Origin of the sequence: Streptomyces sp. NPDC056296, from assembly GCF_042268605.1 — a bacterium.
Classification (GTDB): Bacteria; Actinomycetota; Actinomycetes; order Streptomycetales; family Streptomycetaceae; genus Streptomyces.
In genome coordinates this window covers 1-15,417 of sequence record NZ_JBHJRX010000007.1, presented here as the reverse complement: position 1 = coordinate 15,417, position 15,417 = coordinate 1, and the positions used below count along the sequence as shown (strand labels likewise).

The window sequence follows — 15,417 nt, the reverse complement described above, 5'->3', positions numbered from 1 at the left end:
CCACGCCGTCGAACGTCGGTCTTCCGCGAGACCACGCCCTACGACCTCGGGAGCAAGTGAGCTGGGCCGCTCATGGGCACCTGGGCTTGCGTGAGATCCTTCGCCCATGAGTACACCGCCAGACGGATTGCCCGTCTACCGGGTCTTGACCGGGCCGGACGATGCCGCGTTCTGCCACCGTGTGAGCGAGGCGTTGGGCCTTGGCTACGAGCTGCACGAGGGCCCTGCCGTCACCTTCAACGGGGAGAACGTCATCGTCGCCCAGGCGTTGGTCTGGCCGACGCGGTCGTAGGGACCTTGAGGGCTGCGGTGATCGCGGTCGGCCCGTGACGCGGGAAGGGCCGTACAGGTTTGGCCAGTTGTGACGCTTGCCCGGGCCCGTACGACCCGTTCCCATCCCGCCCTGTCCGGGGTCTCCCGCGCACACTTCGGCGAGTCGCTCGAAGAACTCGCCCCGCGTTGGGAGGCTGCCCGCGGGTCGGCGCCGCGCCGGCGACGCGGCGGGGACGCGGCGGGGACGCGGCGGGGACGCGGCGGGGACGGGCGCCGGGCAGGGGGAGCCGGGCCGAAGCAGCGGTTGGTTCTCGTCGACCGGCTGCTGGTCACGCTGGTGCACCTGCGGCTTGGTCTGTCGCACGCGGCGCTCGCCGAGTTGTACGCGGTGGCCCGCTCCATCGTCTCGAACGCGGTACGCGAGGTCCGGGCTGCGCCGGCGGACCGTGGCTTCGCCGTGCCCGACCGTCCCGGCATTGTCCTCCGCACACTGGAGGACGTGTTCGCCGACGCGGATCCCGAGGGCGTCTGCTTGCGGCTCGACGGTACCGAGGTCCAGGTCCGCCGCCCGAAAACGGGCCGCCCGGGCCGCAGGGCGTTCATCTCCGGCAAGTAGAAGCAGAACACGATCAAGAACCACCACCTTCAGCGACGGCCAATGCCGCACTCTGTTCAACTGCGAGGTCCGTCCCGGCCGCATGCACGACCAGACCGCGATGCGCACGAGGGCATCGCCGAGCAGTTCCGCCAGCACTCCGAAGCCAAGGCCGAGGTCGACGAGGGCTACCGCGGACTGACTAACGAGTTCCCCGAACAGGTAGACGCCCCGCCGAAGAAGCCGAAGGACGATGCCCCGCTGGGCGAGCACATCGCCTCGCGCGAGCGGCATCGCCGCCAGTCTTCGGCCCGGATCCACGTCGAGCACACCAATGCCGAGTACCAGCAGTGGCGGCCGCCGCAGCGGTTCACCGGACGGCGCGAGACCAACCCTCAAACCCACCTTGCCATCGCCGGCATCGTCTCCGACCGTTCCGCCAAGAGGGTGCCGCGACGCCGCACGAGCACCGCACTGGTGCTCGTCCGACCGGCGGCCTGCTGATCACTCACCGTCCGATCCGTCAGGCAGCACGCCCGAACCTCAATCGCTCCCAAGGTCGTAGACGATCGCCGAACAGCCCATCAGGTTCCGGCACCCGACTCGAGGCCTCCGCGCCGCACCGCAGCCAGTTGTCGACGCCAGCCACGGACCGCCCTTTTCATTGACATGTCCCGCGCTAGTCGCAATGCTGTGAGAACACTCTTTCATCGATGTAAATCTCGGCATGACAGTCGAGAGACTCGACGGCCAGGGTCGCCCCCACAACCTCCTCCGACGCGATCCCGACCGGACGTCGTCCTCACTCCGGCGCTTCGCCGGCGCGACGTCGAAGCGGAGACCAACCATGGAAACGGGACCATGAAGCTTGCTCGTTGTCTATCCGGCGCCGCCGCCTTCGCGCTGTCCGGCGTGCTCGCCGCCGGCCTGTCCCTGACGTCCGCCGAGCCTGCCCAGGCTGACCAGACCGCCCTGCGGGCCGCGGACCCGAGCGTCATCCGGGTCGGTGGCACCTATGTCTCGGTGCAGTCGGCAGGTGGTGGCATCGTCGTGCGGCAGGCCCCGTCGACGGCCGCTCTCGCCTCGGCGCCCGCTCGGCAGGTCTGGTCGGACTCCCGCGGACTCGGTGAGGTCTGGGCCCCGGAGATCGTGCGGGACGGCGGCCGCTACTACATCTACTTCTCGGCCGGCCGCGGGGCCGGCCACCGGATGTACGTGATCAGCTCCGCCGCTCCGGACCACGGGTACACCGCCGAGACGCGCATGGCCCTGCCGGACGACAAGTGGGCCATCGACGGGACCCTGTTCACCTTCAACGGCCAGCGCTGGTTCGTCTGGTCCGGCTGGGCCGGCGACACCAACGTCGAGCAGAACCTCTACATCGCCCGAATGAGCAGCCCGACCACACCCACCGGCGCGCGGTACGTCATCTCCCAGCCGCGCGAGCCGTGGGAGCGGGTGGTCGGCAACCCGTTCATCAACGAGGGACCCGAACCCATCAAGGACCCCAGCGGGCAGCTGCACATCGCGTACTCCGCCAACGGCAGCTGGAGCGACCAGTACTGCATCGCCGACCTGAGGCTGAAGGTCGGCGGCGACCCGACGCACGTATGGGACTGGTACAAGTCCAACGGCTGCCTGTTCGGCTCCAACCGCGCCACGATGATGCCCGGGTGGGACCCCACTCTCCACGTCAACGGCCCCGGCCACCACAGCTTCGTCCTCCTGGACGGCGACATCAACACCAGCCCGCCGGCCGGCCCGCGCTTCCCGCTGATGTTCCACGCGGTTCCGAAGGGGACGCCGTACGCGTGGGAGAACCGTTACTGGTACACCGGCACGTTCTGCTGGTGGGGCAGCACGACCTACAGCCGGACCAACGTCCCCGGAGCGAACACCGACACCGGCTGGAGCCTCAAGTTCTTCGAGTGACTCCGCGTCCCAACGAGAGCCAACGGTCTTACGACACGGCAACGGTGGAGAGGCCCTACTGGCTACTGCTCCTCGACCACCCGCCGGCAACCGGTTGGTGAGACTCAACAGCGAACGGCGAGCTTTCCGTCGGAACTCGTCACGCGAACGGACGGGCCGTCGAGTTGCCCGGCCGACTGGTCGCCGCGATCGAACGGTGCCGTCCGTCCGTCTACGTGCCTGGCTGGCTGCGGTCGACACAGCTGGTGCGCGACGCAGTGCCTCCTGTGGTGACGATTCTGTCGCGACGCCAACTGCTTCGTACCGAAGCCGCAGAGCCGTTGGAAGCCACGTGGCTGCTCGGCGCCGGTGACCGCCATGATTCAGCCGCACGGCGGCGCCCGGTGTCTCGAAACACCCGCACCGTGCTGCCGGTAGTCGCCTCGGGAATCGACGGTTTCACACACACGCCTTCCGCCTCGCAGTCCTGTCGTGCCACCGTCTCGTGGGAGCGCTCCCAAGCTCTCCGTTCTCTCTGGAAGACACAGGAAGGCACCCCGTGAGATTCCACAGAAGACGCCGGACCGCAGGAGCCGCCCTCGCGGCGGCCACGGCCACGGCCACTGCCGCCGCAGCGGTACTTACCGCCTCTGTCGAGCCACCGGCCACTACGCCGACAGCCGCAGCCGCAGCTGCCGAGGCCCACGTCGACAACCCCTTCGCCGGCGCAGGCGCTTACGTCAACCCCGACTACTCGGAGATGGTCGACGGCTCCATCTCCCGTACCGACGACTCCTCGCTCAAAGCGAAGATGGAGACGGTCAAGTCGTATCCCACCGCGGTGTGGATGGACCGGATCGCGGCCATCCACGGCGGAGAGGCGAACGCGGGGCGCAAGAGTCTGCGCGACCATCTCGACCTCGCCCTGGGGCAGAAGAAGCCGGGGCAGCCCATCACCGCGACGGTCGTGGTCTACGACCTGCCCGGCCGGGACTGCGCGGCGTTGGCCTCCAACGGCGAACTTCCGCTGACCGAGGAAGGACTGGAGCGGTACAAGAGCGATTACATCGACGCCATCACGGAGGTGTTCGCCGACCCGAAGTACGCGGGCATCCGCATCACCACCGTGATAGAGCCGGACGGGCTGCCCAACCTGGTGACCAATGTCGCGAGTGACCCCGAGTGCCAGGCCGCGAAGGCCAGCGGCATCCAGGTGGACGCCGTACGGTACGCACTCGACGAACTGCACGCGATTCCGAACGTCTACACCTACATGGACTTCGCCCACTCGGGCTGGCTGGGGTGGGACGACAACCTCACCGAGACCGTGCAGCTGTACACGGACGTGGTGAAGGGCACGGAGAAGGGTCTGGCGAGCGTCGACGGGCTCATCACCAACGTCTCCAACTACACGCCCGTCGCCGAGCCCTACCTGCCCGACCCGGCAAAGACCGTGAGCGGCCAGCCGGTCAAGGGCGGCAAGTACTACGAGTGGAACGCCCAGTTCGACGAGTCCGACTTCACCGCGGCGGTCCACGACGCGCTCGTGGACCAGGGCTGGCCCGCCTCCACGGGCATGCTGGTCGACACCTCGCGCAATGGCTGGGGAGGAGCCGACCGTCCCGGGTCACAGTCCACGAGCTCCGTGCTCGACACCTACGTCAACGAGTCGAAGGTCGACCGAAGGGCCCACCGGGGGCTGTGGTGCAACACGTCGGGTGCGGGCATCGGCGCCCCGCCGCAGGCCGCGCCGCAGGGCTATCCGGACTCGCACATCGACGCTTTCGTATGGGTCAAGCCGCCGGGTGAGTCCGACGGTGCCAGCGAGGACATCCCGAACGACGAGGGCAAGCGCCAGGACCCGATGTGCGACCCGGCCTACACGGCGCCCAATGCGGGCGGCAACAAGACCGGCGCACTCCCGGACGCCCCGCTGGCCGGACACTGGTTCGACAAGCAGTTCGAGATGCTGGTCAGGAACGCCTACCCCGTCATCCCGGAGAGCGGAGCCGGTGACCGTGAGGCGCCCACCGCGCCGACCGGGCTGAAGAGCACCGGAAAGACCTCCGGCGGCGTGTCCCTGTCCTGGAGCGCGGCCACCGACAACATCGGCGTGACGAGCTACGACGTCTACCGGGGAACCACAAAGGTCAACTCCACTCCCGTCACCGGCACCGTCTACACCGACTCCGGTCTGGACGCGTCGACCGCGTACACGTACACCGTCCGAGCACGTGACGCGGCCGGCAACACCTCCAGCCCGTCGGGAGCGTTGAACGTCACCACCGACGCCGCCTCGGGTGGCGACGACACACACGCGCCCACGACCCCCGGTGCGGTGCGGGTCACCGCCACGACGACCACCTCGGTGTCCCTGTCCTGGTCGGCTTCGTCCGACGACACCGGGGTCACCGGCTACGACGTGTACCGGGGCAACACCAGGATCAATACCGCTCCTGTCACCGGCACCACGTACACCGACTCCGGTCTGAGCGCCGACACCGCCTACGCCTACACCGTCAGAGCTCGGGACGCCGCGGGCAACACCTCACCCGCCTCCTCGGCCGTCTCGGCCCGCACGAAGGCGACCGCGGCCGGCACCGGGAAGGACTGGCTGCACACCGAGGGCAACCAGATCGTCGACGAGGACGGCAACAAGGTCTGGCTCACCGGCACCAACTGGTTCGGGTTCAACGCGACCGAGCGGGTCTTCCACGGCCTGTGGTCCGGCAACGTCACCGACATCACCAAGGCCATGGCCGACCGCGGCATCAACATCGTCCGTGTGCCGATCTCCACGCAGTTGCTGCTGGAGTGGAAGAACGGCCAGGCAGCCGTCCCCAGCGGCGTCAACACCTACGCCAACCCGGAGCTGAAGGACCTCACCACCCTGGAGGTCTTCGACCATTGGCTGGACCTGTGCGAGCGATACGGCATCAAGGTGATGCTGGACGTGCACAGCGCCGAGGCGGACAACTCCGGCCACATCTACCCGGTGTGGTGGAAGGGTGCGATCACCACCGAGCAGTTCTACACCGCCTGGGAGTGGGTCACCGCCCGCTACAAGGACAACGACACGCTCGTCGCGATGGACATCAAGAACGAGCCGCACGGCAAGCACACCGAGAGTCCGCGCGCCAAGTGGGACAGCTCGACCGACCAGGACAACTTCAAGTACGCCTGTGAGACCGCGGGCAAGCGCATCCTGGCCATCAACCCCCATGTCCTGGTGCTGTGCGAGGGCATCGAGATCTACCCCAAGGCCGGCAAGTCCTGGTCGTCCAGGATCGAGGCTGACTACCACTTCAACTGGTGGGGCGGAAACCTCCGGGGCGCCAAGGAACACCCCGTCGACCTGGGCCGGAACAACGACCAGCTCGTCTATTCCCCGCACGACTACGGTCCGCTGGTCCACCAGCAGCCCTGGTTCCAGGGCGACTGGAACCGCACCACGCTCGAACGCGACGTCTGGGACCCCAACTGGCTCTACCTGCACAAGGAGAACATCTCGCCACTGCTCATCGGCGAGTGGGGCGGCTTTCTCGACAACGGTCCCAACCAGAAGTGGATGACGGCGCTGCGCGACCTCATCGCCGAGAACGGCCTCCACCAGACCTTCTGGTGCCTCAACCCCAACTCCGGTGACACAGGGGGTCTCCTCCTCAACGACTGGGAGACCTGGGACGAGGCGAAGTACGCGCTGTTGAAGCCGACCCTGTGGCAGAGCGGCGGCAAGTTCGTCAGCCTCGACCACCAGGTCAGGCTCGGCGGTGCCGACAGCACCACCGGCATCAGCTTGGCGGATCTCTACGGCGGCGAGCCCCCGGCCGACGACGAGCAGGCCCCCTCCGTCCCGACGGGGCTCAAGTCCACCGCCAAGACCTCCACCAGTGTCACCCTCGCCTGGGACGCGGCCACCGACAACGTGGCCGTATCCGGCTACGACGTCTACCGCGGCTCGACCAAGGTGGGCACCGCCGCCACTCCCACCTTCACCGACGCCGGGCTGACGCCGGGTACGGCGTACTCCTACACCGTCCGCGCCAAGGACGCGGCGGGCAACGTCTCGGCCGCCTCGGCCGCGGTCGCCGTCACCACGCGGACCGAGGCCGGGGACACCACAGCGCCCAGCGTGCCGTCGGGACTCACCAGTACCGGGAAGACCGCAACCTCCGCCGCCCTCAAATGGAACACTTCCACCGACAACAGCGGGGGCAGCGGCGTCGCCGGATACGCCGTGCTACGGGACGGAGTCCAGGTGGCGACGGTGAGGGGAACCTCGTACACCGACACAGGTCTCACGGCCTCGACGGCCTACAGCTACACCGTCAAGGCCCGCGACAAGGCCGGCAACGCCTCCGCCGCCTCCACCCCGCTCGCCGTGACCACCTCCCCCGACGGAAACGACGGCACCCTGCTGTCCCAGGGCAAGCGTGCCTGGGCTTCGTCCAGCGAGAACGGCGGCAACTCGCCGGACAAGGCGGTGGACGGAAACGGCTCCACGCGCTGGAGCAGTACGTTCCGGGACAACCAGTGGATCAACGTCGACCTGGGCACGGAGAAGACGATCTCCAGGATCGTCCTCGACTGGGAGGCCGCCTACGCCAAGGGGTACCGGGTGCAGGTCTCCGGCGACCCCGACTTCGGCACGTGGACCGACCTCCACCACACCGCCACCGGTGACGGAGGCACCGACACCCTGAACGTGAACGGCAGCGGTCGCTACGTCCGGATCCTCGGGCAGACGCGCGCGACCCCGTACGGCATCTCGCTCTACGAGCTGCGGGTCTACGGCAGCTGACCCGTGCGCACGACGGGCTCCGGTGCGCTAGCGGGCACCGGGGTCCGTCCGTGCACCGGAGCCCGTCCGTCACTCGGCCCGGCCGGCCCGTCGGTCGGCCGAGGAGACGATAGGGACGGCCGCACTGGACGGGACCGCGGCACGGCCACCGGCCTGCACAGTCCGCGCCGCGTCGGCCGTGAACGCGGTCACGAGCAGGAACAGGGCGATCGTGTAGGTCGGCATCACCAGCAGCGACCGGCCCGCGAAGTCGACCCCTGCCGCGCCGAGACCGATCAACAGGTCGGAGGCGACGAACACGGTTCCGCCCCACGCTGCCCGCCGGCCCATGGCGTGGGCGGTGCCCGCCATCACCACCAGGGCCAGGCTGTACAGCGTGAGGGCGAGTGCCATCCCGGGGCCGAGTGCCGGCGCCAAGACGACGACAGCGGCGCTCCACGCGGCGAGGTAGCCGACGCACAGCGACCGGCGTGACCGCAGATGGGCTACCGCGCCCGCGCGGACGAAGGCCGCGGTCCAGCAGATCTGCGCGCCGAGGAAGAAGCCGAGCCCGACGGCGAACGCTCCGGCTCCGGGCAGCAGCAGCGCGATGTCACCGGCCGCGGCGAAGCCGAGCCCCGCGAGCACCGCGGCGTGCCGCCGGCCGGTCGTGAACCACAGGTGCAGGGCGAGCACGGGAGCGAGCAGCGGCTTGCTCAGCCACTCCAGCACCGGCCACCCCGCCGCGACGGCGGTGATGTCGACGGCGGCGAGCCCGGCGAACACCGCGATCAGTGGCGGCATGTCACACCTCCACTCGCGGCGACCAGCCCGGCGGCCCGAAGAGATACCCGATCCGGTCGCGCCAGCACCGCGCGCGGCGTACGTCGCGCCAGGTGGCCGCGTACTCGTGGAAGGCGACCCGCACGGGGTTGTACGTGGCGATGTTCTTCGTCAGGCCGTAGACCACGCGTTCCCCCTCCGGCTCGAAGGTGCCGAACAGCCGATCCCAGATGATCAGGATGCCGCCGTAGTTGCGGTCCAGGTACACGTTGTTGGAGCCGTGGTGCACACGGTGGTGGGAGGGGGTGTTGAAGACCCACTCGACGGGTTTCCACAGTCGGTCCACCCGTTCGGTGTGCAGGAAGAACTGGTAGACGAGGCTGATCGACTGCTGGAGCAGGATCATCCACGGCGGGACCCCCAGCAGTGCCAGCGGCAGCCAAAACGGCAGGGTCGTCATCGGCGTCCAGCTCTGCCGCAGGGCCGTGGACAGGTTGAAACGGACGCTGGAGTGGTGCACCACGTGACCCGCCCACAGGACCCGTATCCGGTGATGGGCTCGGTGGAAGACGTAGTACGCCAGGTCGTCCGCGAAGAACAGTAGGACCCACGTCCACACCGAGGACGACGACAGCTGCCACGGCGAGGCGGTGTAGAGGGCGGCGTAGGCGACGACGGTGAACGCCTTCCACGGAAGCCCGACGACCTGGCTCCCGGCGCCCATCGACATGCTGGTCACCGTGTCGCGTATCTCGTAGCCCTGTTCGTCGTCGTCGGGCAGGAACCGGTAGGAGAGCGCTTCGACGACCACCAGCAGCACGAAAGCCGGTATCGCGTAGACCACGGCGGGAATCATGTCAGCGCCCCGTTCTCTGCGCCGGCGCCGGAACGCTGCGCGAGAGCAGCTCCCGTGCCAGGCGCTCGGCGGCTTCCGGCTCGCGAGCGGCGATGTGGGCCGCGAGTCGGTGGTGGGAGTCGACGTCGAGGAGTTCGGCCGTGCGCAGGTCCATGGGCACGTCGGCGACCGCGAGGGTGCCGCACACCAGGCTGTTGAACGCCAGGAGGTAGGCCAGATTGCCCGAGCCCTCGACGATCAGGCGCCACCAGGCGATGTCCGCGGCGCCCAGCGCGGCCAGGTCGGGCCCGGCCTGCGCGTAGTTTCCCGCACCCTCCACGATGGCGTCGGCCGCCTGCGGGGTGCGGCGCGAGGCGCACAGCCTGGCGGCGTCGGCGCCGACGCACGCCCGCATCTCCAGAGCGTCGCGTGCGAGCCCCGGCAGGGCGGGACCGTCTCCGGCCCCGGCGATGCCCACGGCGAGATCGAGCCCGGCCGTGTGCCGCCAGTCGAGAACCAGGGTCCGGCCTCCGTGGCTGACCTCGATGAGCCTGGCCTGCTGCAGTCGTTTGACGGCTTCACGAACGGCGTGCCGGTTCACTCCGAACTCGGCAGCCAGATCACGTTCGGCGGTCAGGGCGCTGCCGGCCGGCAGTGATCCGCCGATGATTCTGTCGCGCAACACGGAGTAGAGCTGGTCGGAGACCGCCTCACGCCGGATGGGTTGATCAGTCATGCGGCTCAGGATCGGGCACGTCGACGAACTGGTCAACTGGTTGGACCAGTTGACTTCGGGCGACTTCCAGTCAGGGCGCTGTCCCGAAACCGGCGGCTGTTCTTCCCGCCGCATGTGTCGGGAATCGAGCGATCCGCCCGGGGGCACTTCCCGGCCCCGTCCGACCGTGCCACTGTCACTACGGGGAGCGCGACACCCATGCCCCTTGGACAGGCCGCCCCCACCACGACCGTGCTCGCCACCACCACTCTGATGGCCGCCCCCCTGTCGAAGGCCGGGCTCGGCATCCTGTTCGGCGTGACCACCACTCCGGACACCCCAGTCGGTCTCACCGACGGGTCCCAGGTGCTGCTCGCCCAGCACCAGAGCCGGGACGGCGACACCTCCTATCGCAAAGGGCGCCGGCTACACCGAGCTGGACTACATCGACGTACGACCGGACACACACCGCTACGAGGCCGAGTCGGCCGACGTGAACGACGCGGCGATCCGCCACTACCACTGGAACGAGTTCCCCGACTACGTCGGCGGCGTCGACCGGGGCACCAGCTCCGTCGAGTTCACCGTGGACGCCCCGCGTGCGGGCTCGTACCTGGTCGACATCGGCTACGCCAACGGACTGGCCCAGGAGGCGGATCACGTGGTCTCCGTCGACGGGACCGCCGTCGGTACGGTGCGCTATCAGTCGACCGGAGCATGGCTGAGCACGCCGAAGCAGGACGCCGTCCTGGGCACGGCCACCGTCCGGCTCACTCTGTACGCAGGCGCCAACCGCATTCGTCTGGCGAAGGGCCAGGGGTACGCCGAGGTCGACTGGCTGGCTCTGCGGACCGGCTAGGGCCGGAAGGCCCACTCACCGATGCCGCCTGGTGAAGGAGAACCCGTCAACCGCACCGGCCATGACATCCGCATGGTCTGAGGGAAACGGGCAGTCGGCCCAGGACTGGCGGCTGGAGAACGTCGGCCGCGGCTGCTACCGGCTGATTGCCGGATCCAGCCGCCAGTGTCTGGACGTGGAGGACGGTAGAGCACGCATGATGCCGTCCACGTTCGAAGAACGCCTCACCGGAGGGCTGGGAGGCGTTCTTCGTGCGTCGTCATGCGCGCCCTGCGGGCGGTGCGTGCGGTGCCGTACTGCCTCGGACGATCAACTGGGTCGCCAGTTCGAGGCGTAGGTGCTCGGCGGGTTCACCGTCGATGATGCGCAGAAGTGTGTTCGCGGCCATGGCCGCCATGTCGAGAAGCGGCTGTCGGACGGTGGTGAGAGGGGGGTGGGTCCATCGTGCGACCGGCAGGTCGTCGAAGCCGACGACGCTGACCTCCTCCGGAATGGCGTAGCCGCGGGCGCGCAGGACTTCGAAGGCGCCCAGGGCCTGGAGGTCGCTGGCGGCGAAGACCGCGGTGGGCGGCTGCTGTCCCTGCTGGTGCGCCAGGTCGAGGAGTCTGGTCATCTCCCTTCTCCCGGAGTCGTCGTTGAACTCCCCGTTGGGTGTCCAGCCCTCCGGCACGGGGAGTTCAGCCTGTTCCATCGTCGCCCGGAAGCCGTCTGCGCGGGCTCTGCTGCACAGCACCTGGCGCGGTCCCGCGAGGTGCGCGATGCGGGTGTGGCCCAGTTCGATGAGGTGCTCGGTGGCGCTGACCGCACCGGCCCAGTTGGTGGCTCCCACGGTCGGCACGAGCGCGTCGACGCTTCCGACCGGGTCCACGAGGACGAAGGGGACGTCCATGGCGGTCAGTCGCCGCCGCTGCTGGGGGGTGAGGTCGGAGACGACCAGAATGGCTCCGTTGCTACGACGCGCCGCCATCTGGTCGATCCACTCGCGGGTGTCGGAGCTGCGTCCGTGCACCGCGGAGAGGACCACGCTGGCACCCGCGGCGTGCAGCACCTCGTCGACGCCACGGATGATCTCGATCGACCAGAGGCTGTCGAGTTCGTTGAGGACCAGGTCGATGACGGCTCCGCGGCGCCGTGCCGGGCGGCGCTGATATCCGAGTCGGTCCATGACCGACTCGACGCGGTCCTTGGTGTCCGTGGACACGTCGGAGCGTCCGTTGAGGACCTTGGAGACGGTGGAGACGGAAACGCCGGCCGCGGACGCGATCGTACTCAGGGTGACTCTGCCGGTGTCCTCCGGGTTCTCCGCTGTCATCCGTGCCGTCCGTTCCGTCGAGTGGCGGGTGCTGTGCCTCACTGGGAAGACTAACGGTCGGCCGCCGTGTGCCCCGCGCCCCGCACTCATGGCCGTTCACCGGGATCGGGCGCCGTTTCCCGGTACTCGGCCCAGTCGAAGTCGGCCGTCATGCCCGCGCCGGTGAGGTCCTGGGCGCACAGTCCGGCGAAGGCTCCGGTGAAGCCCCATGACGTGAAGTGGCCGGTCGCCGGATCGCCCTTCGTGGCGCTCTCGTCGGAGAGGCGGGTGACGTCGAGGTCCGGGCCGATCCGCTGCCACGCGGCGTCATGCCCGGCGTCATGCCCGGCGCGCCAGCAGAAGTTGCCCTGGGCCTCCCGGACCGTGAGCCGCAGTTCGAGCGGACCGCTGGGGACGGTGACCGGCGCGGTCGGTTCGAAGTACTCACCGTGCGCGCAGACGCCGACTCGCAGTACTCGGCCCAGGTCCTCGTCCCATGTCAGGTGCAGGTAGTGCCAGAGGCCGGAGTTGTAGTAGTGGACGATGCCGGCCATCTGGAGCGGGGAACGCGCCTCGGCGGTGAGGTGTGCGGCGAAGTCGAAGCGCAGGGACTGCTGCCTGCGGGCCACGAGGCTCTGCCCGTGTGTGGAGCCCAGTGACTGGCCTCCGCGCAGTCGCAGGTGTCCCGGTCGCTCGCCGAGACTGAGCCAGGAGGGGTCCGGATGCCGGCGCAGGGTCGACCAGGGCGTGGCGAGGGCCGGCTCGTCGAAGTCGTCACGAGCGGGTGAGTGGACGATCGGTGCGGGCGGAAGGCGGGGGCCGGGCACGGTCGTTCTCGGCACGGCGTTGTCCTGGTTCCCGGTGAGCGGCTCTCCCCCGAGCCTGGGCCAGTCGTCCGGGGTCCACTCGACGCGCTGGAGTGCGGTTTCCCTGCCCAGTACGCAGGGTCCGAGGGGGCTGAGGGGGCGGGCCATGAGGTGGGCGAGGTACCACTCGCCGGCCGGCGTCTCCACCAGGCTGCCGTGGCCGGCCTTCTGCAGTGGCAGTCTCTCGTGACCCGCCGAGGTGAGAAGCGGGCCGGTCGGGTCCGCCTCGTAGGGCCCGATGATCTTTCTGGAGCGCGCGACGGTGACGGCGTGTCCCCAGGAGGTACCGCCCTCCGCCGTCACCAGGTAGTACCAGCCGTTGCGCCGGTAGAGGTGAGGGCCTTCCGTGTGCGCGAGGCGGGTCCCCCCGAATATCCGGTGGGCCGGGCCGGTGACGCGGCGCTCGGTGCGGTCCCATTCCTGGAGCAGGATTCCGGCGAAGGGATGCCGGCCGGGCCGGTGGTCCCACTGCATCCACAGGGCCCAGCTGCGTCCGTCGCCGTCGGGCCCGTCGTCGTGGAAGAGGGAGGGGTCGAACCCGTGGGAGGGGAAGGGGGCGGGGTCGGACCAGGGTCCGTCCAGCGCGGGCGCGGTGGTGACCCGGTTGTGTACGTCCTTGAAGGCCCCGGAGAGGTTGGTGACATCGCTGTAGACCAGGTGGAACAGTCCGTCGGTGTATGACAGACAGGGTGCCCAGACGCCTCCCGAGTCGGGCCGGCCACTGAGCTCGATGAGGCGTTGCTCGCGCAGTACGCCGCCGAGCGGATTCCAGTGGACGAGGTCGCGCGAGTGGTGGACGGAGACGCCCGGTAGCCATTCGAAGGTGGAGGTGGCGATGTAGTAGTCGTCACCGACGCGCAGGATGGAGGGGTCCGGGTGGAATCCGGGCAGAACCGGGTTGACGATGGTCGCCGCATGCGTCGTGTCGGTGGACGCGGGCTCCCGGCGGCCGGGCCGGTCCTGGTCGTGGACGGAGGGCAGGGTGGTCATGGGACTCCGTAACGTGGGGGCGGTCAGCCCTTGACTGCGCCGGCCATCACACCGGAGACGATCCGGCGGGCCAGGACGGTGAAGACGACGAGAACGGGCAGCACCGACACCACGACGCCGGCCAGCATGAGGGTGTAGTCCGTGTAGTAGCCGGCGGCGAGCTGGTTGAGGGCGATCTGCACGGTGCCGTTCTCCGGCGGCAGGGCGATCAGCGGCCAGAAGTAGTCGTTCCAGGCGAACATGAAGGTGAACATGCCGAGCACCGTCGCCGTGGTGCGCACACCGGGGACGACGACGTGCCAGTAGGTGCGCAGCAGCCCGGCTCCGTCCATGCGGGCGGCTTCGATGAGTTCGTCGGGGATGTTCTCCTCGACGGCCTGCCGCATCCAGAACACCCCGATGGCGGAGACCAGCGCGGGCACGATCAGCGCGGAGAGTTTGCCGTACATGCCCATGTCCGTGACGAGCATGTAGAGGGGGATGATGCCGAGCTGGGTGGGCACCATCACCGTGATCACGACGCAGACGAGCAGCGGGTTGCGCCCTCGGAAGCGGAGTTTGGCGAAGGCGAAACCCGCGAGTGAGGACAGCAGCACGTTGGACACGGCTGTGGTGGAGGCCACGATCAGCGAGTTTCCGAGAGCCTGCCAGAAGGCGGAGAGTTCGAAGACGCGCTGGATGTTCTCGATCAGGTGCCCGCCGGGGACCAGTGGAGGTGTCGATCCGGCGAGGACGGAGTTGTCGTCGTGCGAGGCGACGACGAAACTCCAGTACAGCGGGAAGACGGACGCGGCGGTGATCGCCGCGAGCAGGGCGTAGGCGAAGGGGCCCGCCTTGTCGAGCCTTCCGGGTCCGCGGCGCGGGACGGTGCGGAGCCCCAAGCGCTTGCGCTCCTCGCGAGCGGCGGGAGGCCGGGTGGGTGCGGTGACGGCCATGTCGGTTCCTCTGTGGGCGAAGGGGGCGTCGGTCGGGTGTCAGCGGCGCTCGGCACGGCGTGCGAGCAGGAAGTTCACCGCCGCGACGACCGCGATGACCAGGAAGAGCACCCAGGAGACGGCTGACGCGTAACCGGCGTCGTTGTTGATGAAGCCGTACTTGTAGAGCATCAGCGTGAGCGTCTGGAACTGGTGCTCGGCCCCGCCTTCGGCGTTGCCCTGCTGGTCGAACAGGAAGGGTTCGGCGAAGAGTTGGAGGCCGCCGATGGTGGAGATCACCACGGTGAAGACGATGGTCGGCCGGATCGCCGGGAGGGTGACCTTGCGGAACGTCAGGAAGCGGGAGGCACCGTCGATCTGGGCGGACTCGTACAGGTCGCGCGGCACCGCCTGCATGGCGGCCAGGAAGATGAGCGCGTTGTAGCCGGTCCACCGCCACATCACCATGAAGCTGATGGCGAGATGCGAACTCCATGTGTCCGCCGTCCAGTCGACCGGGTCGTCGATGACTCCGATGCCTTCCAGGGCCCAGTTGACGATGCCGAAGTCCCGGCCGAAGAGCTGGGAGAAGACGAGGGCGACGG

Annotated in this window: 13 protein-coding genes; 6 read left to right on the top strand and 7 right to left on the bottom strand. The window is 68.9% G+C overall.

The annotated features are described in order from the left end of the window. The first annotated feature begins 106 nt into the window (after positions 1-106). The 5 genes from ACFCZF_RS06865 to ACFCZF_RS06845 all read left to right on the top strand — a co-directional run bounded on the left by ACFCZF_RS06865 (position 107) and on the right by ACFCZF_RS06845 (position 7,580). Positions 107-292 (top strand): DUF1737 domain-containing protein, encoded by a 186-nt coding sequence (locus ACFCZF_RS06865; protein WP_376670763.1) that lies wholly within the window; start codon positions 107-109, stop codon positions 290-292. Between the two features lie 69 nt (positions 293-361). Then, on the top strand, positions 362-889 hold the full coding sequence (locus tag ACFCZF_RS06860; protein ID WP_376670762.1) for a transposase family protein: 528 nt from the start codon (positions 362-364) through the stop codon (positions 887-889). A 42-nt stretch (positions 890-931) separates the two neighbouring features. After that, positions 932-1,372 (top strand): transposase, encoded by a 441-nt coding sequence (locus tag ACFCZF_RS06855; RefSeq protein WP_376670761.1) that lies wholly within the window; start codon positions 932-934, stop codon positions 1,370-1,372. Positions 1,373-1,729: 357 nt separating this feature from the next. Beyond that, positions 1,730-2,800, top strand: a complete 1,071-nt coding sequence (locus ACFCZF_RS06850) for a glycoside hydrolase family 43 protein (RefSeq protein ID WP_376670760.1) — start codon at positions 1,730-1,732, stop codon at positions 2,798-2,800. Between the two features lie 538 nt (positions 2,801-3,338). Further along, on the top strand, positions 3,339-7,580 hold the full coding sequence (locus tag ACFCZF_RS06845; protein WP_376670759.1) for a glycoside hydrolase family 6 protein: 4,242 nt from the start codon (positions 3,339-3,341) through the stop codon (positions 7,578-7,580). A gap of 69 nt (positions 7,581-7,649) precedes the next feature. Here ACFCZF_RS06845 and ACFCZF_RS06840 read toward each other — a convergent pair whose 3' ends face one another. Genes ACFCZF_RS06840 through ACFCZF_RS06830 form a run of 3 tightly spaced genes read right to left on the bottom strand, consistent with a single transcriptional unit; the run spans position 7,650 to position 9,913 of the window. Continuing rightward, a complete protein-coding gene (locus ACFCZF_RS06840) occupies positions 7,650-8,363 on the bottom strand; it encodes a lysoplasmalogenase (protein WP_376670758.1) in 714 nt (237 codons plus the stop codon). A 1-nt stretch (position 8,364) separates the two neighbouring features. Beyond that, positions 8,365-9,198 carry a sterol desaturase family protein gene (locus ACFCZF_RS06835; RefSeq protein ID WP_376670757.1) on the bottom strand — a complete coding sequence of 278 codons (834 nt, stop codon included), beginning with the start codon at positions 9,196-9,198 and terminating at the stop codon, positions 8,365-8,367. Position 9,199: 1 nt separating this feature from the next. Beyond that, complete coding sequence (locus tag ACFCZF_RS06830; protein ID WP_376670756.1) at positions 9,200-9,913, bottom strand: FadR/GntR family transcriptional regulator; 714 nt, start codon at positions 9,911-9,913, stop codon at positions 9,200-9,202. Between the two features lie 388 nt (positions 9,914-10,301). Here ACFCZF_RS06830 and ACFCZF_RS06825 point away from each other — a divergent pair, with 388 nt between their 5' ends. Next, complete coding sequence (locus ACFCZF_RS06825) at positions 10,302-10,751, top strand: CBM35 domain-containing protein (protein ID WP_376670849.1); 450 nt, start codon at positions 10,302-10,304, stop codon at positions 10,749-10,751. 259 nt (positions 10,752-11,010) lie between these two features. Here ACFCZF_RS06825 and ACFCZF_RS06820 read toward each other — a convergent pair whose 3' ends face one another. The 4 genes from ACFCZF_RS06820 to ACFCZF_RS06805 form a co-directional block, all read right to left on the bottom strand. After that, entirely contained in the window at positions 11,011-12,063 is a 1,053-nt protein-coding gene (locus ACFCZF_RS06820) for a LacI family DNA-binding transcriptional regulator (protein WP_376670755.1), read from the bottom strand. Between the two features lie 86 nt (positions 12,064-12,149). After that, complete coding sequence (locus ACFCZF_RS06815) at positions 12,150-13,898, bottom strand: glycoside hydrolase family 43 protein (RefSeq protein WP_376670754.1); 1,749 nt, start codon at positions 13,896-13,898, stop codon at positions 12,150-12,152. 23 nt (positions 13,899-13,921) lie between these two features. Then, complete coding sequence (locus tag ACFCZF_RS06810; RefSeq protein WP_376670753.1) at positions 13,922-14,833, bottom strand: carbohydrate ABC transporter permease; 912 nt, start codon at positions 14,831-14,833, stop codon at positions 13,922-13,924. A 39-nt stretch (positions 14,834-14,872) separates the two neighbouring features. Further along, on the bottom strand, positions 14,873-15,417 hold a 545-nt coding region (locus ACFCZF_RS06805; protein WP_376670752.1), incomplete at its 5' end, for a carbohydrate ABC transporter permease.